18 protein-coding genes and 1 rRNA gene are annotated in these 20,345 nt (G+C 71.1%); 11 read left to right on the plus strand and 8 right to left on the minus strand.

What is annotated here, in order from left to right; genetic code table 11:
- Positions 1-14 precede the first annotated feature (14 nt).
- From rrf to mnhG, 7 genes are all read left to right on the plus strand, one after another.
- Positions 15-131: ribosomal RNA gene (gene rrf, locus ACWKZU_RS09705) — 5S ribosomal RNA — on the plus strand.
- Between the two features lie 245 nt (positions 132-376).
- Positions 377-3,256, plus strand: a complete 2,880-nt coding sequence (locus tag ACWKZU_RS09710; protein WP_449282119.1) for a Na+/H+ antiporter subunit A — start codon at positions 377-379, stop codon at positions 3,254-3,256.
- Entirely contained in the window at positions 3,253-3,831 is a 579-nt protein-coding gene (locus ACWKZU_RS09715) for a Na(+)/H(+) antiporter subunit C (RefSeq protein ID WP_449282120.1), read from the plus strand. Before ACWKZU_RS09710 ends, ACWKZU_RS09715 begins: the two co-directional genes overlap by 4 nt.
- On the plus strand, positions 3,828-5,510 hold the full coding sequence (locus ACWKZU_RS09720) for a Na+/H+ antiporter subunit D (RefSeq protein ID WP_449282121.1): 1,683 nt from the start codon (positions 3,828-3,830) through the stop codon (positions 5,508-5,510). Before ACWKZU_RS09715 ends, ACWKZU_RS09720 begins: the two co-directional genes overlap by 4 nt.
- Positions 5,507-6,067, plus strand: coding sequence for a Na+/H+ antiporter subunit E (locus ACWKZU_RS09725; RefSeq protein ID WP_449282122.1), 561 nt, complete (start codon positions 5,507-5,509; stop codon positions 6,065-6,067). Before ACWKZU_RS09720 ends, ACWKZU_RS09725 begins: the two co-directional genes overlap by 4 nt.
- 8 nt (positions 6,068-6,075) lie before the next feature.
- A complete protein-coding gene (locus ACWKZU_RS09730) occupies positions 6,076-6,378 on the plus strand; it encodes a monovalent cation/H+ antiporter complex subunit F (RefSeq protein ID WP_449282123.1) in 303 nt (100 codons plus the stop codon).
- A complete protein-coding gene (gene mnhG / locus ACWKZU_RS09735) occupies positions 6,371-6,745 on the plus strand; it encodes a monovalent cation/H(+) antiporter subunit G (protein WP_449282124.1) in 375 nt (124 codons plus the stop codon). The genes ACWKZU_RS09730 and mnhG overlap by 8 nt, the downstream gene beginning before the upstream one ends.
- A 47-nt stretch (positions 6,746-6,792) precedes the next feature.
- Here the strand turns inward: mnhG and ACWKZU_RS09740 are convergent, their stop codons facing one another.
- From ACWKZU_RS09740 to aceB, 7 genes are all read right to left on the minus strand, one after another.
- On the minus strand, positions 6,793-8,772 hold the full coding sequence (locus ACWKZU_RS09740; protein ID WP_449282125.1) for a hypothetical protein: 1,980 nt from the start codon (positions 8,770-8,772) through the stop codon (positions 6,793-6,795).
- Complete coding sequence (locus ACWKZU_RS09745) at positions 8,769-10,628, minus strand: HSP90 family protein (protein WP_449282126.1); 1,860 nt, start codon at positions 10,626-10,628, stop codon at positions 8,769-8,771. Before ACWKZU_RS09745 ends, ACWKZU_RS09740 begins: the two co-directional genes overlap by 4 nt.
- A gap of 88 nt (positions 10,629-10,716) precedes the next feature.
- Positions 10,717-11,205, minus strand: coding sequence for a YbjN domain-containing protein (locus ACWKZU_RS09750; protein ID WP_449282127.1), 489 nt, complete (start codon positions 11,203-11,205; stop codon positions 10,717-10,719).
- A 93-nt stretch (positions 11,206-11,298) separates the two neighbouring features.
- Positions 11,299-12,351 (minus strand): ankyrin repeat domain-containing protein, encoded by a 1,053-nt coding sequence (locus ACWKZU_RS09755; protein ID WP_449282128.1) that lies wholly within the window; start codon positions 12,349-12,351, stop codon positions 11,299-11,301.
- Positions 12,352-12,422: 71 nt separating this feature from the next.
- Entirely contained in the window at positions 12,423-12,854 is a 432-nt protein-coding gene (locus ACWKZU_RS09760) for a hypothetical protein (RefSeq protein WP_449282129.1), read from the minus strand.
- A complete protein-coding gene (locus ACWKZU_RS09765) occupies positions 12,842-13,594 on the minus strand; it encodes a DUF1266 domain-containing protein (protein ID WP_449282130.1) in 753 nt (250 codons plus the stop codon). The genes ACWKZU_RS09760 and ACWKZU_RS09765 overlap by 13 nt, the downstream gene beginning before the upstream one ends.
- 206 nt (positions 13,595-13,800) lie before the next feature.
- Positions 13,801-15,453 (minus strand): malate synthase A, encoded by a 1,653-nt coding sequence (gene aceB, locus ACWKZU_RS09770; protein WP_449282131.1) that lies wholly within the window; start codon positions 15,451-15,453, stop codon positions 13,801-13,803.
- A 257-nt stretch (positions 15,454-15,710) separates the two neighbouring features.
- On the opposite strand from aceB, the gene ACWKZU_RS09775 reads away from it, so the two are divergent.
- From ACWKZU_RS09775 to ACWKZU_RS09790, 4 genes are all read left to right on the plus strand, one after another.
- The gene (locus tag ACWKZU_RS09775; protein WP_449282132.1) at positions 15,711-17,192 is read left to right on the plus strand and encodes a helix-turn-helix domain-containing protein; all 1,482 of its coding nucleotides are present in this window, start codon (positions 15,711-15,713) and stop codon (positions 17,190-17,192) included.
- Positions 17,193-17,317: 125 nt separating this feature from the next.
- Positions 17,318-17,782 (plus strand): FHA domain-containing protein, encoded by a 465-nt coding sequence (locus ACWKZU_RS09780; protein WP_449282133.1) that lies wholly within the window; start codon positions 17,318-17,320, stop codon positions 17,780-17,782.
- 1 nt (position 17,783) lies between these two features.
- On the plus strand, positions 17,784-18,461 hold the full coding sequence (gene ftsR, locus ACWKZU_RS09785; protein ID WP_449282134.1) for a transcriptional regulator FtsR: 678 nt from the start codon (positions 17,784-17,786) through the stop codon (positions 18,459-18,461).
- A gap of 155 nt (positions 18,462-18,616) precedes the next feature.
- Positions 18,617-19,219: a MerR family transcriptional regulator gene (locus tag ACWKZU_RS09790; RefSeq protein ID WP_449282135.1), complete on the plus strand. Its 603-nt coding sequence runs from the start codon at positions 18,617-18,619 to the stop codon at positions 19,217-19,219.
- Between the two features lie 56 nt (positions 19,220-19,275).
- Here ACWKZU_RS09790 and ACWKZU_RS09795 read toward each other — a convergent pair whose 3' ends face one another.
- Positions 19,276-20,085: a ParA family protein gene (locus ACWKZU_RS09795; protein WP_449282136.1), complete on the minus strand. Its 810-nt coding sequence runs from the start codon at positions 20,083-20,085 to the stop codon at positions 19,276-19,278.
- Positions 20,086-20,345 lie beyond the last annotated feature (260 nt).

The following is a 20,345-nucleotide window of genomic DNA, read 5'->3' on the forward strand; positions in this document are numbered from 1 at the left end:
CATGTTGATAGAGTTACGGCGGCCATAGCGTCAGGGAAACGCCCGGACACATTCCGAACCCGGAAGCTAAGACTGACATCGCCAATGGTACTGCGAGGGGGACCTCGTGGGAGAGTAGGACACCGCCGGACACCTTTTCGAAGCCCCGAGGAGCTCGCCATCGCAGGCGAGCACCTCGGGGCTTTTTCCATATCTGCGTCGTTCTCGCGCAGCCGCTCCCGCACCCGGCCCGCACCGCTTCCGCGGCCGTTCCTCGACGCCGAGCCGCCGCGCCCGACGACGCCCCGGTCCAGGTTTCACCGCTGCGTTTCCGATAGAATCGATGCGGAGAACAGCACACGGCTAGACAGACGGAAGCGGGCTGCCTATGGGAGCGATGATGAGCATGCTGCTCGTCCTCGCTCTGAGCGCCCTGGTGATCCATCCGATCGTCCAACGCTTCGGACGTCGCACCTTCATCGCCCTGGCCCTGCTGATGGCCGCCGCCTTCGCGGTGCTGCTGTGGCTGGCCCAGCCCGTCTTCTCGGGCGAGGTGCTCACCGAATCGATCGAGTGGATCCCGCAGCTCGGCATGACGCTCTCGCTGCGCCTGGATGCCGTATCGGCGCTGTTCGCCCTGCTCGTCACCGGCGCCGGCGCGCTCGTGCTGCTCTACTGCACCAACTACTTCGAGGACGGCGAGGCCGGACTGCCCCGCTTCGCCGCGGTCTTCATGGGCTTCGCGACCTCGATGCTGGGGCTCGTGCTCGCCGACGACCTGTATCTGCTCTTCATCTTCTGGGAGGGGACCACGGTCTTCTCCTTCCTGCTGATCGGTCACGTGACGAGGCTCCGCACGGCCAACGCGGCCGCGCTGCAGGCACTCATGGTGACGACCCTCGGCGGCCTCGCGATGCTCGTCGGCTTCGTGCTGCTCGCGCAGCAGACCGGCACCTCGCTGCTCTCCGAGATCATCGCGCAGCCCCCGCGGGGGCCGATCGCGACCGTCGCGGTGTTCCTGGTGCTGGCGGGCGCGCTCTCGAAGTCGGCCATCTTCCCGTTCCACTTCTGGTTGCCCGGCGCGATGGCGGCGCCCACACCGGTCAGCGCCTACCTCCACGCGGCCGCGATGGTCAAGGCGGGCGTGTACCTCATCGCCCGCGTCGGCCCCGGCTTCGGGGAGGTCGCCGGCTATCGCGAGACGCTGGTGGTGCTCGGAGCGGTCACCATGCTCAACGGCGGCATCCGTGCGCTCAAGCAGTACGACATCAAGCTCGTCGTCGCCCACGGCACGGTCAGCCAGCTCGGTCTGCTGGTGATGGTGTTCGGGGTGGCGGATCCCCGCGCATCGTTCGCCGGGCTGGCGCTGCTGCTCGCGCACGCCCTCGCAAAGGCCCCGCTGTTCCTCGCGGTCGGCATCATCGATCACTCCACGGGCACCCGCGACCTGCGCAAGCTGTGCGGCGTCGGCAGGAGGATGCCAGTCCTCGCGCTCATCACGACCGCGGCGGCCGCCTCCATGGCCGGTCTGCCGCCCTTCGTGGGCTTCGTGGCGAAGGAGGCCGCGTTCACCGAACTGCTGAGGATCGGCGCCGACGAACCGCTCGCCTACGTGGCCTTCGCCGTCGCGGTGCTCGGAAGCGTGCTCACGGTGGCCTATATGGGCCGCTTCCTGTGGGGCGCCTTCGCCGACAAGCCCGACACGGTCGAGTGCGCCGTCATCCACCGGCCGAGCTGGAGCATCTGCATCGCCCCGGCCGCGTTCGCCCTGGCGACGCTGGCCGGCGGCCTGCTCGCCTCGCCCCTCGACCCCGTGCTGCAGGCGACCGTACCCGGGGCGCATCCCGAGCACCTGGCGCTGTGGCACGGCCTCACCCCGGCGCTCGGCGCATCGGTCGCCGTGATCGCGCTCGGCCTGCTGCTCGCGGTCCTGCTCTCGCGGCGTGCGGCGCAGCTGCCGGCCCTGCCGGAGCGGTTCTCCGCCTCGCACGCCTACTGGGTCGTCACCCACTGGGTCGACAGCCTCGCCGTGAGGGTCACCTCGCTCACGCAGCGCGGTTCGCTGCCCTTCTACCTCGCAGTGATCCTCATCGTCGTGGTGGCGGCGCTCGGCGGGACCCTGCTCGTGACGGGGGAGTGGCCCGATGAGTTCGAGCTCATCAGCTCGCCCGTCCAGCTCCCCATCGCCATCATCATGATCGTCGCCGCGATCTTCTCGCTGCGCGCGCGCACCCGCTTCCAGGCCGTCGTGCTGGTCGGCGTGACGGGGTACGGCATGGCCGCCATCTTCGCGATGCACGGTGCGCCCGATCTGGCACTGACCCAGGCACTGGTCGAGACGGTCACCCTCATCGCCTTCGTGCTCGTGATCCGGCGCCTGCCGCAGCGGCTGGGCAGCCGCCCGAGCCGCAGGGTGCGCTGGGGTCGCGCGCTCATCGGGTCCGCGGTCGGCCTCGTCATCGGCGCGTTCGCGGTCGTGGCGCTCGGCTCCCGCATCGCCGAGCCGATCTCCCTGCAGATCCCGGATCTCGCCTACGCCGGCGGTCACGGCACGAACGCCGTGAACGTGATGCTGGTCGACATCCGCGGGTGGGACACGATGGGCGAGCTCTCCGTGATCCTCGCGGCGGCGACCGGTGTCGCGTCCCTCGTGTTCCTCAGCACGCGCGCCGATCTGCGCCCGAAGATCAGCCGTCGCGACGCGCGCTCGCAGGCGCGCGAGCATCTGCTGCGCATCGCGGACCCGGACGATCCCGCGAGCCGCGTCTCCTGGCTGCTCGCCGGCCGCCATCTCAACCCCGCGCGGCGCTCGATCCTGCTCGAGGTCGTGGTGCGGCTGCTCTTCCACGCCCTCATCATCCTGTCGCTCTACCTGCTGCTCACGGGGCACAACACCCCCGGCGGCGGCTTCGCGGGCGGCCTCGTCGCGGGCCTGGCCCTGGTCGCGCGCTACCTGGCGGGCGGACGCTACGAGCTGGGCGCCACGGTGCCGCTCGACGCCGGACGGATCCTCGGCATCGGCTTGGCGCTCGCGGTCTCCATGGCGCTCCTGCCGATGCTCTTCGGCCAGTCCGCGCTCGCCTCCGCCTGGGTCGACGTCGATCTCGGCCCGTTCGGCACGCTGCCCCTCGTCACCTCGACGCTCTTCGACATCGGGGTCTACCTCGTGGTGTTCGGCCTGATCCTCGACGTGCTGCGCAGTCTCGGCGCGGAGATCGACGAGCACGAGGAGGCCGAAGTCGCGGCCTTCGAGGAAGAGGAGGTGGGCGCCCGATGACCATGCCTCTCGTACTCGTCGCCGCGATGGTCGTGCTCTACGCCTGCGGGGTCTACCTCATGCTCGACCGCACCCTGACGCGGGTGCTGCTCGGATTCCTGATGGTGGGCAATGCGACGAACCTGCTCATCTTCCTCATGTCCGGGTCGTTCGGCATCGCGCCGATCGTGGGCCAGGGATCCGCGGAGGAGATGAGCGATCCGCTGCCCCAGGCCTTCATCCTCACGGCCATCGTGATCACCTTCGGCGTCAGCGCGTTCCTGCTCGCCCTCATCTACCGCTCGTGGCGTCTCGCGCACGACATGGACGACACCGTGCAGGACGACGAGGCCGACCTCGAGATCGCCTCCACCGAGGCGCTCACCACGGTCGAGGTCACGGACGAGGACCTGGCGGAGGCGCCGGAGTTCTCGGACGACGACGATTCGGACGACGACGATTCGGGCGATCATCCCGGCGCCGACGAGCCGGGTGGCATCGACGAGCAGAGCGGGTCCGACGAGCAGAGCCGGTCCGATGCGCGCATCGGTCGGCCTGCCGAGGCCGGCTCCGGCGACGAGGGAGGAGCCCGATGATCGCCCTCGTCCCCCTGGTCGTGCTGATCCCGCTCGCGGGGTCGGCGCTCGCGCTCGCCGTGCCGGGGCACCGCAAGCTGCAGCAGGGCATCACGCTCGTCGCGCTGAGCCTGGTGCTCGTGCTGAGCGGTGTGCTGATGTGGCTCGTCGACGCGCAGGGCACCCTGGTCATGGAAGTCGGGGGCTGGGCCGCGCCGTTCGGCATCGCGCTGGTCGTGGACCGGGTCTCGGCGCTCATGCTGGCGGTCTCCTCCGTGGTGCTGCTGGGCGTCTTCCTGTTCTCGATCGGCCAGGGCCTCGCCGACGGCGACGAGGACACCCCGGTGTCGATCTACTACCCGACCTACCTGGTGCTGGGCGCGGGGGTCTTCAACGCCTTCATCGCCGGCGACCTCTTCAACCTGTACGTCGGCTTCGAGATCCTGCTCGTGGCGAGCTACGTGCTCATCACCCTGGGCGGCACCGTGCAGCGCATCCGCGCCGGCGTGACGTACGTGATCGTGTCGCTCGTCTCATCGGTGCTGTTCCTCGCGGCGATCGCCCTCATCTACGGCGCGACCGGAACGGTCAACATGGCGCAGCTCACCGTGCGCATCGCCGAGCTGCCGAGCGAGATGCAGCTGCTGCTCAACCTGGCACTGCTCATCGCGTTCGGGATCAAGGCCGCCGTCTTCCCGCTGTCGTTCTGGCTGCCGGACTCGTATCCGACGGCCCCGGCGCCCGTCACGGCCGTGTTCGCCGGCCTGCTGACCAAGGTGGGCGTGTACGCGATCATCCGCAGCCAGACGCTGCTCTTCCCGAACTCGAGCGTCGACGGCCTGCTGATGGTGGTGGCCGGCCTCACCCTTCTCGTGGGGATCCTGGGTGCGGTGTCGCAGCTCGACATCAAACGTCTGCTCTCGTTCACGCTCATCAGCCACATCGGCTACATGATCTTCGGCATCGCCATGGCGAACGCCGCGGGCTTCGCGGCCACGATCTACTACATCGCCCACCACATCATCGTGCAGACGACGCTGTTCCTGGCGGTGGGACTGCTCGAGCGGCAGGGCGGTACGACGTCGATCTCGGGCCTCGGCGGCATGCTGCGCAGCGCTCCGGTCATCGCGGTGCTCTTCTTCATCCCCATGCTCAACCTCGGCGGGATCCCGCCGTTCTCGGGGTTCATCGGCAAGGTGGGGCTGTTCACGGTCGCGGCCGAGCTCGCGACCCCGGGCGCCTACTGGCTGATCGGGGTGGGCGCGCTCGTGTCGCTGCTGACGCTCTACGCCCTCGCGCGGGCCTGGGTGCTGGCCTTCTGGCGTCCGCGGAAGCGGCCTGAACCGCCCGTCGAGACCGGAGCGCTGCCGAAGCCCGGTCCGGAGGCGAAGCCGAGCGCCGAGGCGGTCGTGCTGCGGCAGCGGGAGGAGGCGCTCTTCGAGCGGTTGCACGATGCGCCGGACGCGCGGCCGACGCAGGAGCAGAAGGAGATCCCGCGTCTCATGATCGCGGCCACCGCGGGCATGGTGACGGTGAGCGTCGCGCTGACGGTGTTCGCCGGGCCGCTGTACGCCTACGCCGACCGCGCGGGCGAGGACATGGCCGCGCCGGGGGAGATGGCCGAGCTGGTGCTCGGCGACACCCCGGGCCAGCTGGGCGGCGGCAGCGGGAGCACGCGTCCCGGGGAGGAGACGCCGTGAGCCGGGTCGATGCACCGCGCGCGGCGCGCCGGGTCGAGTGGGGGGTGCGGTTGCACGAGCTGCCGCTGCTCGTCGGCCTCGTGCTGCTGTGGATGATGCTCTGGCACGAGGTGTCGCCGCTGTCGCTGCTGAGCGGCGTCGTGGTCGCGATCGTCGTCATGCGCGTCTTCTACCTGCCTCCGGTCGAGCTCGCCGGCCGTTTCCACCCCTGGTACGCGCTGCTCTACCTGGGCTACTTCTTCTGGCACCTCGCCGTCGCGTCCTGGCAGGTCGCCTGGCTCGCGGTGCGGCCCGGCCCGCCCCCGCCGACGTCGATCATCGCGATCCGCCTGCGTACACGGTCCGATTTCATCCTGACGATGGTGGGGCTCACGATCTCCCTGATCCCGGGGTCTCTCGTCGCCGAGGTCGATCGCTTCAGCTCGGTCCTGTACCTGCACGTGCTGAACACCCCGACCCAGCGCGAGATCAACTCGATGCGCCGCGAGGTGCGCCGGATCGAGCGTCTACTGATCCTCACCGTCGGTTCGAAGCAGGAGATCGGGGGGCTGAAATGAGCGCGGTGATGACGGCACTCGCGATCGCGGCCGGCGTGGGCCTCACGGCGACGGCGCTCGCGGCGATCGTTCGGATCGTGCGCGGGCCGACGATCCTCGACCGCATGGTGGCCTCGGATGTGCTGCTCACGACGCTGATGCTCGCGGTCGGCATCGACATGGTGGTGCGCGGTCACACCGATACGATCCCGCTCATGACGGTGATCGCCGCCACCGCGACGTTCGCGACGATCGTCGTCGCACGGTTCGTGAAGCGCCGGGCCGAGCAGCCGAGCATCCAGGAGCCCAGGAAGGGGGCCGGACATGTCTGATACGGCGCTCCTCGAGCAGATCATGGACCTCGCGGCCATGGTCTGCGTCTTCCTCGCCGCGGTGCTGTCCGTCGCCGCCGGGATCGGACTGCTCCGCTTCCCCGACGCGCTGAGCCGGCTGCACGCGGCCACGAAGCCGCAGATCTTCGGGCTGCTGCTGGTGATCGCCGCGATCGCACTCGATCAGCGATCGGTCGCCACCCTGCTCGCCCTCGTCCCGGTGTTCGTGTTCCAGTCGCTCACCGCACCCGTGGCCGCCCACATGGTCGGCCGGGCCGCGTACCGCACGGGGCAGCTCGACACCGAGACGCTCGTGATCGACGAGCTCGGTCCCGCGATCGAGCGGGCCAACGAACTGAAGCAGTAGGGGAGCCGCCGGGACCTCGGCGAGGGCGCGGATCCCGGCGAGCGGCCTCAGTTCGTCGTGAGCCGGGCGGTGATCTCGTCCGCTCGCTCGGCCTGACCGGTCGCGCGCAGCAGCTCGATGAGCTCGCCGGCGACCCGGGCGCGCTCACCCGGCCGTCTCGCGACGGTGAAACCCTCGAACGCCGACTCCAGCCCCCACAGCGCGGCCTCGTCGTCGCCGGAGTCGCGCTGCACGCGGCCCGCCAGCCAGAACGCGTGCGACGCGTCGGGGATCAGGCCGATCGCGGCGAACTCCTCCCCGGCGGCCAGCGCCTCCGCGGCGGCCCGCCGGGCGTCGAGCGATCCGGGCTCGCCGGAGGGCTCGGCCGGGCCGGCCGCCGCGATCGATCGGGCGAGGGTGTCGCGCAGCGTCGCGCGCCGGCGCCGCCAGTCGTGCAGGCGGCGTTCCGCGAGCTCCGCGCTGAGCCCGGCGCCGTCGAACTCCGCGCAGCCGTCGAGCTCGGCCGCGGTCGCAGCGAGCTGTGCGGCGGAGTCCGCCATGCGGGCGGCGATCGGCGCCCACGCGGTGAGCACCGCCGCCCGCACCTCAGGATCCGCGTCGCCGGCGACGAGGCGCGGAACCGCCAGCCCGAACCGCTCGTGAGCCGCCGCGTCGTCGCCGGCTGCCGCGGCGCACTGCGCGGCCTCGGCGTACGACAGGCCGGCCTCGGCGATCAGGCCTTCGGCCTCGGCGGCGCCGGCGGCGTCGAGGTACGCGGCTCCGGCCCTCGTGAGATCGCGCTCGCCGGCGATCGCCTCGGCCCGCTGGAAGAGCTCCACGGCCGAGGCCGGGCCGGTGATCCCGGGCTCGATCCGCGCGGCGTCCGATGCGACGTCCGATGCGGCGCCGGAACCGGGCACCGCGCCGGACGCCGCTCCCGAACCGGATGCGGCGGGGTCTGGCTGCCCGCTCTCGACGTCCGGCATCGGCAGCGGTGCGCGGCGCGCGGCCAGCGCGAGGGACACCCGGTCGGTGTAGCAGGAGTTGCCGTTCCGGGCGTCGAACTGCTCCGCGAGGGCCGCGGCCTCGCCGCGCACCCACTCGTGCAGTTCGCGCACGGTGCGCCACTCGGGGTCGTGCAGGCCGGTGGCGAGGTCTCCCCGGTCGAGATTCGCGGAGAGGCCCGAGAGCACGCTCAGCAGGAAGCGCAGCCGGAAGAACGGCGTGGAGGCTCGGCGCAGCATCCCGGGATAGTCGTTGCGCAGGCGCCGGAGCGCCTGCTCGAGCCGTCCGCCCAGCGCCAGCGTCTCGAAACCGTGCCCGCGCGCCGGCGCGAAGTCGCTCGTCTCGCCGTCGTCGCTGGCCACCGCCTGCTGCAGGGAGATGCGCGCGAGCTGCGGATCGCCCGTGATCAGCGCCGAGAGCGCGAGGGCGTAGCGGGTGCGCGCGGGCTCGAGGTTGCACGAGGAGTCCTGGGTCAGGGCCAGCTCGACGGCCTCGGCGTGGCGGCCGGTGTCGCAGAGGTAGTCGACCTGCTGCCCGATCGTGCACGCCCGGCAGTCCTCGAACTCGTCGCGCAGACCGGTGACCCACTCCAGACGCGCGGCCTCGGCCCCGGGTCGACCCGTGTGCCAGAGCCAGCGGAATCGGCTCATCCGCACCGACGAGAGCCCGTGCCCCGCGAGCTCGAAGCGGCGCTGCATGTCGGCGAGCAGCGCCTCGGCCTGCGCCGGGGCGATCTGCGGATAGTCGGGGAGATCTCCCGCGATCCACTTGAACTCCCAGAAGAGGTTGCGCTCGTCGCCCCCGTCGAAGAGCTCGGGGCTCTCGTCCCACAGGCGCAGGAGCCGGGCGAAGACGACGAACGACTTCGCCCCCTCGCCCGAGAAGGTGTAGGCCTCGACGAGGTCGAGCAGCGCCTCCGCGAGCTTCTCCCGCGGGCCCTCGGCCTCGATCCGGCGGCTCACCGCCTCGGCGGCGGCGATCCGCGCGACCCCGTAGGGCATGTCGCGGATATCCCGGAGCTCGCGTTCGACGGCGGCGTTCATGGTGTGTCCTCTCGATGCGGGCGTTCCGATCCGGCGGTGGCGAGCGACGCGTCCAGCAGCACGCCGAGGGCCCCGGAGAGCGCGGCGGACTCGGCCGAGCGCAGCCCTTCCCCGGCGAGCATCACGGCGGAGAGGTAGAGGGAGCGCAGTCCGGCATCGAACACCTCGCCCGGGGGTGCGGCCAGGAGCCGGCGCACCACGGGCGCCTCGTCGTTGAGCACGAGGGTGCGGGTGCGCGCGGCGCCGCCCTCGGCGAAGGAGTCGAGCAGCCCGCCCCACAGTTCGGGGGAGGCGGTGCGCTCGCGGTCCAGGTCGCGCCGGTGCTCGCCCTCGGAATCGCGCAGCAGGATCGCGGGTACCGATTCGGGCGAGAAGGTGCGCACGATGGCGTCGCAGTCGTCGGCGGAGAGCACGTCGCGGGCGCGGGCGAGCGCGGTCGCGACCTCCATCTCGCGCCCGACGCCGACCGACCCGAGCACTTGCACGAGGTCGGAGCTCTGCAGCTCGCGCGCCCGCCAGCCGCGCAGGCCCGCCAGCCGCTGCATGATGTCGGCGTCGTAGACGTACCCGGCGTTCACCACGACGAGTCCCTGCGCGCGGGCCACGGCCGCGACGCGCCGGTACGCCTCGGTGGTGGTCGTGTACACGATCTCCGCGGGGGCGGGCCCGGCTCCGCCCGCCGCACGGGACAGCGTCAGCGGGCCGTCGGTGGTCTCGAAGGGCAGCACCTCGGCGACGAGCTCGAGCATGTCGCGGTCGGTGAGGGCGAGCGCGCGCAGCGCGAGGTGGTGGGTGTCGAGCACGGCACCCGTCAGCGGGCCGGGGCGGCGCAGGGTGTCGAGAGCCCAGCGCTTCAGCTGCCCGCCGAGTGCCTCGCGCACTCCGAGCAGCACCTCGTCCTCGTGGAGCTGCTCCCGCGAGGCGGTGGGGGAGAGCGTCCCGGCATCGATCACGGCCCGGGTGAAGAAGGCCCACTCGGGCAGCACACGGTCGACGCGGGGGCCGAGCAGCATGCGCTTGGTGTAGACGCGGTGCTGGCCGGATCCGGGCGACACCGCCTGCGGCAGCACGAACGCCACTCCGCTCAGACCGGCGATCGGAAGGTCGAGGTCGATGTGCGCGAGGGGTGTGAAGCCGAAGGTGCGTTCGCAGTACTCGGCGAGCGCGCGATCGCGTGCGTCGTCGGATGGGTGCTCCACGCGCCAGGGCAGCTGCGGCTCGGTGATGCGCCGCCAGAGCGGGGCGGATCCCGCGACCGGCACCCGCACGGCGACGTCGAACGGCAGCAGGGAGCCGTACTCCTGAGCCAGCCCGAGCACCGTGTCGTTCTCGAGCCAGTGCGCGGCATCCCGTCTCGCGGCGAGGGTGACCGTCGTGCCGATCGGCGCGTCGGGATCGGGATCCTCCGCCACCTCGAAGGTGCCGTCGGCGCGCCCCACCCAGCGGATCGCGGGCGCGCCGACGCGAGCCGAGCGCGACCGCACCTCGATGCGGTCGGCGACCATGAACGCCGCGAGCAGGCCGATGCCGAACTGGCCGATGAACTCTGCGCGCCCGAGCCCGAGCGCGGGATCCCGCTTCGACGAGCGGCCGATCGTCGCGAGCAGTTCGGCGGCCTCGGCCGCGGTGAGCCCGACGCCCGTGTCGCTGATCCGCAGCGTCGCCTCGCCCCCGGCGCCGGTGTCCGTGCTCAGCCGGATCGTCGCCTCGGCCCGCGGATCGAGCTCGCGGCGCGCGCTTACGGCGTCGACCGCGTTCTGGATGAGCTCCCGCAGGTACACCTGCGGGCCGGAGTAGAGATGGCGCGAGAGGAGATCGACCATACCGGCGAGATCGACCTGGAATCGTTCGGACACGTGGCTCCTGTGCTTCGGGGCGAGGACGGGACGAGGACAAGACGAGGATGGCGGCGGCGACGCGGGACCGCGGTGCGCCGCCCTCGTGTCACTCCTCCGGGCGGTACTTCTCCCAGGCCTCGGGGAACTGCTCGTTGATGTGCTCGAAGAACGCCATGCTGGTGTTGACGACGCACACGAGGTGCTGCATGAGCTGGTCGTCGGTGAGGCCGTGCTCGTAGTCGACGTTGTGCTCGGTGTTGATGCGCACCATGCCCTCGTCGTCGCGTCCGACGTAGGTCTTGGGCCACAGCTTGTCGGCGTTCCAGATGTTGCAGGTCTCGAGCGCCCGCCCGTAGTCGTCGCTCTCGAGGCGCCCCCGCCAGAAACCGCGCACGCACAGCAGCTCGTCGCTGTTGCCGTTGACGAAGAAGTAGAAGGAGCCGTACTCCCAGCCCCCGCCGATGTCGCCGTCCGAGTCGACGTTGTACGACCAGCCGGCGCGCTCGAGCGCGGCTTTGACGCGGTCCTTCGAGAGCGGGGCGAGCGCACCCTGCGCGCCCGTCGCCGGTCCGTCGTCTTTCGTGAAGAATCCCATGGGAATGTCCTTTCTCGGGGTGTGTTCAGGGTATCGGGTGGGCTCGGCCGTTCCTACCGGCCGCGGCCGCTCTCGCGCGGAGTCGCGGCGAGCTCATCGGGCGTATCCCGTCGCGTGCAGCGGCAGGGGCTCGGGGTTGGCGCAGACCCAGGCGACCGCGAGCTCGCTCAGGCGGTAGACCTGCTGTTCGCTCCCGTGCCCGGATCGCAGCGCGCTCGAGAGCCGCAGCGCCTCGGCGAGCCGGTCCTCGGGGAGCGGGGCGCCGCTGCCGAGGTGGGCCGGGAGCGCGCCGAGCATGCTCCTGAAGTCGCGATCCCAGCTCCGGCTCCGGTTGTCGAGGATCTCCCTGGCGACCCTTCCCGTGATCCGGATAACCTCGCCCTGCACGGTCCTGGCGGCCCCGTTCGCCGGCACGAGGAGCTCCCAGAACACCTGGTGGCGGTCCTGCCAGGTCCCGGAGGGGATGGTGATCGGCGCGGTGCCGTCGTGGAGCATCCGGGCCTGCACGGGGGTCGCGCCGAAGAACCGGTGGAGCTCGCGCAGCCCCGTATCGGCCTTCGGCAGCAGCGCCGCGCTGAACCCCGGGCGATGGAACTCGAAGTTCCTCGTGATGCGCTCGACCGCCTCGGGCATCTCCGGCGTCACCGCGCTGCCGGCGTCGAGGAGCAGCTCCGCCACGCGCGCCATGCCGGGGATGCCGGCGTTGGGGGTCCGTTTGAGGGCGCGCAGCAGCGGCGTCTCCCCGGCGTCGTCGACGGCGTGGACGTCGGCGCCGTGCTCGAGGAGCAGGCGGGTGGCGTCGGGCCGCTGGTGCGCCGCCGCCGCGTGGAGCGGGGTGCCGCCGCGGCGGCGCTGCCGCCGGATGTCCGCCCCCAGCGACAGCAGCAGCGGGATCTGCTCGGTGCGCCCCGCGGCGGCGCGCTCCCACAGCGGGGTGGCGCCGTGCTCGTCGGTCGTGTCGACGTCGAGCCCGCGCTCGACCAGCCACACGATGAGCTCGTCCGGGCAGTCCGGGAACCCGATGGCCGCGGCCTTGGTCTGGCCGCCGCGCGCGTCGAGCGGGCGCGTGTCGAACACCGCCTTGAGCTCGTCGACCGAGGCCCGGCGCAGCAGCCGGTCGAAGCTGCCCGGCAGCCGTCTGCTCATGCGCATCCCGGTCCTCGGTGCGCCGTCCTCGGAGACGCGGGGGACCGCGGGAGCCGTTCCGGTCGCCGGCTTCACGACGGGAGCCTCAGCTGCGCGTCGAAGCCGGCGGTGTGCAGCCCCGAGGTCGACGGCGAGAGCACGACGAGCGTCAGGCGGTGCGGCCAGTCGCCCCGCAGGCCCGCGTTGAGCGCCGGCAGCAGCGCATCGTGATCGGGGTAGAGCGCGGGCGCGAAGTCGATGAGCACGAGGTTCGGGTCGTGCGGATGCTCTCGATGCATCAGGCGCGCGAGGGTGCGGCTCGCGTCGAAGCCGAATCGCACCTCGTACCGCGGCGCGTAGTCCTCCATCTGGATGTCGTTGGGCAGGAGCACCAGCGGCCTGCAGCCGGGATCGGCGGCGAACATCGAGAAGATCCCGAGACCGTCGTCGCTCCACCGCTCGACGAATGGGCCGGTGAACAGATACTTGCGGGAGTGCGGATCGGACCCGTTCAGATGCGCCACGGGAGCACCGCCCAGGGTCCGTCGAGCGTCGCGTCGAGTGCGGCGGACATGATCTCAGCGGCCGCGGCGGCCCGGCGCAGTCCACGGCGGCTGAACACGCCGTCGCTCGAGACCATCGCCGAGCCCAGCGCGAAGCTGCGGCCGAACGCCTCCCACGAGCCGAACTCGTGCCGGGCGATCTCGTTCACGTGACCGATGAGCCGCAGCGAGTCCGCGCGCGAGAGGAGTTCCAGGCCGACGCCCCAGACGCTCACCGCGACCGCCTGGCCCAGCGGATACGCGTCCAGGCTCACCACCGGCTCGTCCGGCGGGAACGCGTGCGCCCCGCCCCCGTCCTCATAGGCCAGGACCGCGCGCACGAAGCCGCGGGCATCGTTCCCGTCGATCCCGGCGCGCTCGATCGCCCGATCCCACAGTCGGGCTGACGAGCGCGAGGCGCCGCGGGTCGCACGCCCGGCGTCGATGCGCAGCTCGAGCATGCGCCGCCACTGCGGGCGGCGCAGCCGGTCGTTGACGAGGCCGTGCGCCGCGATGAGCACGTCGGCGGTCGTGCGCAGCCGCCAGTCGTCTCGCAGTCGCTGCTGCTCCTCATCGGAGAGAGTGCTCGCGCTCGGGTCGTTCCAGCGGCTCCCCGCCGGGACGAGCGGCTGGACGCCGAGCGCCAGCAGATTGGCCTCGCGCGAATCGATCGGGTAGCCCGCGTGCGCGCGGAGCCGCCCGGGCTCGGTGATGGGGTTCATGAGGGGTGGGAGCTGCCTCTCGACGGGAATCTGCGGTAGTTCTCCCTTTTATCGCCCGAACCGTGCGGCTCGGGCGACCCCAGCGCAATCATAGGGCAAACCCCGTCCGTCGACCAGTGCCCGCCGCGGAAACGGAGACACGAACGGGAACGGCCCCGGGGTGCATCCCCGGGGCCGTTCCCGTTCTCGTCGCGCGCTCGAGCCGCTCAGCCGTCCACGAGGTAGCGGCTGTAGGCCGGCACCGTGAGGAAGGTGGGGAAGTCGTCGCCCAGCGCCACGTCGGCGAAGAGTTCGGCGGCATCGTCGTATCGGTCGCCCTCGAAGCGGTCGAAACCGGCGACGGTCTCCCGCACCAGCTCGGCCACCCAGTCGCGGGTGATCGGCGTGCCCTCGGCGGTCGACTGGTCCTGGTGGATCCACTGCCAGATCTGCGAGCGGCTGATCTCCGCGGTCGCGGCGTCCTCCATGAGGTTGTCGAGCGCCACCGCGCCGAGACCGCGCAGCCACGCCTCGATGTAGCGGATCCCGACCGAGACGTTGTCGCGCACGCCGGCCTCGGTGATGTCGCGGCCGATATGCACGTCGAGCAGCTGCGCCGCGGTCACCTCGACGTCGTCGCGCCGGCGATCCACCTGGTTGGGGCGATCGCCGAGCACGGCGTCGAACTCGGCCTGCGCGACGGGGATGAGGTCGGGGTGCGCCACCCACGTGCCGTCGAAGCCGTCATTCGCCTCGCGGTGCTTGTCGGCGCGCACCTTCTCCTCGGCGCGGGCCGTGACCTCCGGGTCGCGGCGGTTCGGGATGAACGCGCTCATGCCGCCGATCGCGTGGGCGCCGCGCTTGTGGCAGGTCTTGACGAGCAGCTCGGTGTAGGCCCGCATGAAGGGCACGGTCATGGTGACCTCGCTGCGATCCGGGAGCACGAAGCGCGCGCCGCGGCCGCGGTAGTTCTTGATGATCGAGAAGATGTAGTCCCATCGCCCGGCGTTGAGGCCGGCGATGTGATCCCGCATGACGTAGAGGATCTCCTCCATCTCGAACGCGGCGGGCAGGGTCTCGATGAGCACCGTCGCGCGGATCGTGCCGTGCTCCAGGCCGAGCGCCTGCTCGGTGTAGGCGAAGATGTCGTCCCACAGCTTCGCCTCCTCGCTCGACTCGAGCTTCGCGATGTAGAAGTAGGGGCCGCGGCCGCGCGCGACGAGCTCCCGGGCGTTGTGGAACGCGTAGAGGCCGAAGTCGACGAGGCTGCCCGATGCTGCGCCCGCCTGGCCCTGCGCGTCGACGAAGCGGATGTGCTTCTCCACGAGGTGCCAGCCGCGCGGGCGCATGACGATCGTGGGCGTGCGGTCGGCGGTGACGCGGTACTCCTTGCCCTCGGGGCTCGTGAACTCGAGCTGGTCCCGGATCGCGTCGTAGAGCGACAGCTGGCCGCCGATCACGTTGTGCCAGGTGGGGCTCGTGGCGTCCTCCTGGTCGGCGAGCCACACGCGTGCGCCGGAGTTCATGGCGTTGATCGTCATCTTCGGATCGGTGGGGCCGGTGATCTCGACGCGGCGGTCCTCGAGCCCGGGGCCCGCGCCGGCGACGCGCCAGGCGGTGTCCTCGCGAATGGCGCGGGTGTCGTCGCGGAACTTCGGGTCGCGGCCGTTGCCGATCTCGTAGCGGCGGCGCTGGCGGTCCGCGAGCCGCTCGTGCCGGCTGCTGGCGAACCGGTGGTGCAGCTCGGTGAGGAACTGCAGGGCCTCCGGGGTGAGGATCTCGTCGCTGCGGCCGAAGGGGCGGCCGAGGACCTCGATGCGGGCGGTGCTGGAGGAGATGGCGGTCGACGTGGACTGCGGAGCCGCCTGCATGGTGGTCATGATCTGATCCTTTGCGTGAGAGGGGTGGTGATGCGGGGTCGGATGGTTCCCGGTGCGTCGACCCGCTCCGCGCTCGGGACCGGTGGGGCGATGCGAATCGTTCGTCACGATGGCTCCTGCGTCTCGAGGCCCGGGGCGGGTATCTGCGTGTAGTTCCATCCTGAGCCCCCGGGAACCCCCGAACCGGGCCATGCGCGGGGTGAAATTCGCGCCTTTTTCTGCTTGCCGGAAGAATGTGCCTCTGGCACCATGGGTGCATGACACTTCTCGAGACCGGGATCGGCGCACCCCGCGGCGCCGACATCGAAACGGAGGAGGGCGGCGACGCCCTCACACTCGGCCGACGCATCCGGGAACGCCGCACGCGGCTGGGCATGACCCTGGAGCAGCTCGCGGCGGCGGTCGATCGCGCGCCGTCGCAGCTCTCGGCGATCGAGAACGGCAAGCGGGAGCCGCGGCTGCCGCTGCTGCGCGCGCTCGCCGCCGCGCTCGACGCCACCGTCGACGAGCTGCTCGTCGACGAGGCGCCGAGCGAGCGGGCGGCGCTCGAGATCGCGGTGGAGCGCGCGCAGCGGGGAGCGGTGTTCCGCTCGCTGGGCATCCAGCCCATCCGCGTCTCGAAGGCCACGAGCGACGAGACGCTGCAGGCGATCCTCGGCCTGCACCAGGAGGTGGAGCGTCTGCACCGGGAGCGCGCGGCCACCCCCGAGGAGGCGCGGCGCGCGAACACCGAGCTGCGGCGCGAGATGCGCGTCGCGGGCAACTACTTCCCGGAGCTCGAGCGCGCGGCGGCCCAGCTGCTCGACAGCGTGGGATACGCCGGCGGTCCGGTCTCTCAGCAGACCATCTCCACCGTGGCCGAGAAGCTGGGCTTCAGCCTGCACTACGTCTCGGACATGCCGCACTCGACGCGGTCGGTGATCGACCGTCGCAACGGGCGCATCTACCTCGGCAGCAACCTGCCCTCGCGCGACGCGCGGGCGCCGATCCTGCGCGCGCTCGCCAGCCTCGTCTGCGGGCACGAGGAGCCGCGCAACTACGGCGACTTCCTGCGGCAGCGCGTCGAGGCGAACTACCTGGCGGGCGCCGTGCTGCTGCCGGAGGAGGCGACCGTGTCGCTGCTCTCCGAGGCCAAGCAGCAGCGCCAGATCTCGATGGAGGACCTGCGCGACGCGTTCGCGGTCTCGTACGAGATGGCCGCGCACCGCTTCACCAACCTCGCGACGGAGCGCCTCGACCTCGAGGTGCACTTCATGAAGGCGCACGAGTCGGGGACGCTCATCAAGGCCTACGAGAACGACGGCGTGCGCTTCCCGTCCGACGCGCTGGGCAACTTCGAGGGTGCGACGGTGTGCCGCAACTGGACGGCGCGCACCGTGTTCTCGCAGCCGGATCGCTTCAACCCCTGGTACCAGTACACGGACATGGCGTCGGGCGGCACCTACTGGTGCACCTCGCGCGTGGAGAAGGCGAAGGAGGGCCTGTACTCCGTGAGCGTGGGCGTGCGCTTCGAGGACGTGAAGTGGTTCCGGGGGCGCGAGACCGCGCACCGCTCGCAGTCCTTCTGCCCGGACGACCGGTGCTGCCGGCGGGCGTCGAGCGACCTCACCCGCAAGTGGGAGGCGGCCGCGTGGCCGGAGGCGGCCACTCCGACCAGCCTGCTCGCCGCGCTGCCCACCGGAACCTTCCCCGGAGTGGACTCGAACGAGGTCTACGCGTTCCTCGAGTCGCACGAGTGACTCCGACGAAGATTCCGGTCCGGTTTTTCGGCTCCGGAGGTGCGCGCCCGCCCGCCGCTGCGATAGCGTAGAGGGACCGGGCCGCACGGCCCGATGTGGTTCGAGATTGCAGAAGGGGTGATGACGTGAACACTGAGAATCATGCTCGTCGCGCCGACAACACCGAGGTGCGCTCCACCCAGCAGTTCCGCGATGATCTCGGGGCCATGATCCGCACTCGGGCGACCGATCTCACGATCGACGAGCGCGAGGCGGTCGAGGCGCTCCCGTCCGGCGCCGCCCTGCTCGTGGTGCGGCGGGGTCCCGACCTCGGCGCACGCTTCCTGCTCGACCAGGACGTCACCGTCGCCGGTCGGCATCCCGCGGTCGATATCTTCCTCGACGATGTGACGGTCTCCCGCAGGCACGCGGAGTTCCGTCGAAGCGGCACCGTGTTCTCGGTCGTCGACCTCGGCTCGCTCAACGGCACCTTCTGCGACGGTGCTCGCATCGAGGGGGAGATCGAGCTCGAGGACGGCGCCGAGGTGCAGGTCGGCAAATTCCGTTTCACGTTCTTCGCCTCGCGTTTCGACCTGGGCGAGGGCGCTTAGCATGGCGGCCGCACAGGCCAGCCAGCACGCTCAGGGTCTGCTCAGCATCGGCCAGGTGCTCGCGCGACTGCAGGACGACTTCGCCGATCTCACGCCCTCGAAGCTGCGCTTCCTCGAGGAGCAGGGGCTCGTCACGCCCGAGCGCACGAAGTCGGGGTACCGCAAGTTCTCGCAGGAGCACATCGAGCGGCTGCGCCTGATCCTCACCCTGCAGCGCGACCACTACCTGCCGCTCAAGGTGATCGCCGAACTGCTCGAGGAGATGGACGCGGGACGCGATCCGCTCATCCCCGGCGCGGCCTCTCGCAGCGCGTCGAGCATCCTCGCCCCGAAGCGGGTGCTGAGCAGTGAGGAGCTGCGGCGCTCGACGGGCGCGAGCGCGCGCTTCCTGGGCGAGGCGATCGCCGCGGGTCTGCTGCCGGCCGCCGAGGTGTTCCCGCACGATGCGGTCGCCCAGCTCTCCGCGCTCCTGAAGCTCGCCGAGCAGGGGATCACCCCCCGGCACCTGCGCTCCCTGCGCGTCGCGGCCGAGCGGGAGGCCGAGCTCATCGCGCACGCCGTCTCGACGCGGGGCTTGAAGAATGGCACTCCCGCGGGCACCGAGGGATCTCTCGAACTCGCCGGATATCTGGACACGGTGCGCTCCGGCGTGTTGCGCAGGCGGTTCGGCGGACTCTGATCGGGGCCCGATCGGCGTGATTTCAACCTTCAACTTCAGGTAGAGGTCGACACGCCCAAATTGATACTCGCCGGTCGTTGCACGGGGGTGCGCATCTGGGTAGCGTTGATGGAGTTCGGCGCACGTGCATGCGGCGCCGTGGAGAGAGGAATACGATGGAGCACACCCAGCAGCCGTCCGGTGACGCGGTCTCTCCGTCGGCACCAGTTCCGGGTGCTCAGCCGCTCTCGATCGACTCCGACCTGCTCTTCGACGACGGACTTCCCCGGCCCAACCAGGACGGCGGTTTCAAGGGTGCGACCGCCGCGCGCGCGGCGGGCATCAGCTATCGGCAGCTCGACTACTGGGCCCGGACGGGGCTCGTGGAGCCCACGGTGCGCGGGGCCCAGGGATCGGGATCGCAGCGCCTCTACGGCTTCCGCGACATCCTCGTGCTGAAGCTCGTCAAGCGCCTGCTCGACACGGGCATCTCGCTGCAGCAGATCCGCACCGCGGTGGCGCAGCTGCACGAGGCGGGCGTGCACGACCTCTCGCAGACGACCCTCATGAGCGACGGCGCGAGCGTCTACCTCTGCACGTCGAGCGACGAGGTCATCGACCTCGTGAGCCGCGGCCAGGGCGTCTTCGGCATCGCGGTCGGCAAGGTGCTCCGAGAGGTCGAGACCTCGCTCGTCGACATGGACGAACATCGCGAACAGGCGGAGCCGTCGGTCGACGAGCTCGCCGCGCGGCGCCGGAACCGCAAGAAGATCTCCTAGCGGAGCCCCGGGGGGGAGCGCGCTCCGAGCGCGCCCGGCGGGTCGCGGTCGCGCGCCTACTTGGCGGCGCGCGCGGCGTCCATGCCCGCGGAGCGGAGGATCCGGTCGAGCACGAGATCGAAGTTCGCGGCCATCTCCTGCGAGGCCTCGCCGGGCCACATGTGCACCGGCTTCGCCGCGCCCTGGGCCTGCTGCAGCGAGGGGCGCTCGGGCAGCTGCGGGTTCAGCACGAGCGGGCCGAACATCTCGCGCAGCTCGCGCACGCGGAACTGGTGCTCCATGGACTGGGGCTGCGTGCGGTTGATGAGGATGCCGAGCGGCTGCAGGCGTGGACTCACGCCCCGGCGGATCTCCTCGATCGCGCGCAGAGCGCGGTCGGTCGCCGCGACGGCGAAGAGGCTCGGCTCGGCGACGACGAGCACCCGATCGCTCGCGGCCCAGGCCGTGCGGGTGAGCGCGTTGAGCGAGGGCGCGCAGTCGATGAGCACGAGATCGTACTCCGACTCGACCACGGCGAGCGCCTCCTCGAGCTTCCAGATGTCGCGCGTCGAGGGGTGCGGGCCGTCGAAGTTGATGGCCGACGGGCTGCCCACGAGCAGGTCGATCGCCCCGCCCTCGTGGTACTCGTTCCAGCCGCTGTGCGCGATGGCCGAGCGCACCGTCTTCTCCTTGGGGCTCTCGAGCACGTCGGCGACGTTCGCGTAGCCCTCGGGGTTCACCGCGAGCCCCGTGGAGACGTCGGACTGCGGATCGAAGTCGACCACCAGCGTCCGCAGGCCGCGGGAGAAGGCTGCCGAAGCGAGGCCGAGCGTCACAGTGGTCTTGCCGACCCCGCCCTTGAGGGAACTCACACTCAATACATGCACGCGACAAGTTTAGTCGATTCGAGCTGTGCGGTGCCTAGACCGGTATCCGCCGACGGCGAAGCGCCGTGCTGCCGGGGATGCACCCCGGCGGCACGGCGCTTCTGGTGTCCGATACCTCGTCAGTGTTCGGCGCGGTAGAGGAAGGCGGCCATGGCCTCGCGGGTCACGTTCGCCTTCGGCGCGTACACCGGCTTGCCCACGGGCTGCTTGATGCCCGTCGACAACCCCTCCGCATGCATCCACGCGATCTGCCGGTAGAA

This window comes from Leucobacter sp., assembly GCF_053528595.1.

What these genes read in the sequence shown, in the direction of transcription:
- ACWKZU_RS09720 (WP_449282121.1), top strand. Translation starts at nt 3,828, where the DNA reads ATGATCGCCCTCGTCCCCCTGGTCGTGCTGATCCCGCTCGCGGGGTCG.
- ACWKZU_RS09740 (WP_449282125.1), bottom strand. Translation starts at nt 8,772, where the DNA reads ATGAACGCCGCCGTCGAACGCGAGCTCCGGGATATCCGCGACATGCCC.
- ACWKZU_RS09790 (WP_449282135.1), top strand. Translation starts at nt 18,617, where the DNA reads ATGGAGCACACCCAGCAGCCGTCCGGTGACGCGGTCTCTCCGTCGGCA.
- ACWKZU_RS09750 (WP_449282127.1), bottom strand. Translation starts at nt 11,205, where the DNA reads ATGGGATTCTTCACGAAAGACGACGGACCGGCGACGGGCGCGCAGGGT.
- ACWKZU_RS09710 (WP_449282119.1), top strand. Translation starts at nt 377, where the DNA reads ATGATGAGCATGCTGCTCGTCCTCGCTCTGAGCGCCCTGGTGATCCAT.
- aceB (WP_449282131.1), bottom strand. Translation starts at nt 15,453, where the DNA reads ATGACCACCATGCAGGCGGCTCCGCAGTCCACGTCGACCGCCATCTCC.
- ACWKZU_RS09715 (WP_449282120.1), top strand. Translation starts at nt 3,253, where the DNA reads ATGACCATGCCTCTCGTACTCGTCGCCGCGATGGTCGTGCTCTACGCC.
- ftsR (WP_449282134.1), top strand. Translation starts at nt 17,784, where the DNA reads ATGGCGGCCGCACAGGCCAGCCAGCACGCTCAGGGTCTGCTCAGCATC.
- ACWKZU_RS09755 (WP_449282128.1), bottom strand. Translation starts at nt 12,351, where the DNA reads ATGAGCAGACGGCTGCCGGGCAGCTTCGACCGGCTGCTGCGCCGGGCC.
- ACWKZU_RS09775 (WP_449282132.1), top strand. Translation starts at nt 15,711, where the DNA reads ATGACACTTCTCGAGACCGGGATCGGCGCACCCCGCGGCGCCGACATC.
- mnhG (WP_449282124.1), top strand. Translation starts at nt 6,371, where the DNA reads ATGTCTGATACGGCGCTCCTCGAGCAGATCATGGACCTCGCGGCCATG.
- ACWKZU_RS09765 (WP_449282130.1), bottom strand. Translation starts at nt 13,594, where the DNA reads ATGAACCCCATCACCGAGCCCGGGCGGCTCCGCGCGCACGCGGGCTAC.
- ACWKZU_RS09730 (WP_449282123.1), top strand. Translation starts at nt 6,076, where the DNA reads ATGACGGCACTCGCGATCGCGGCCGGCGTGGGCCTCACGGCGACGGCG.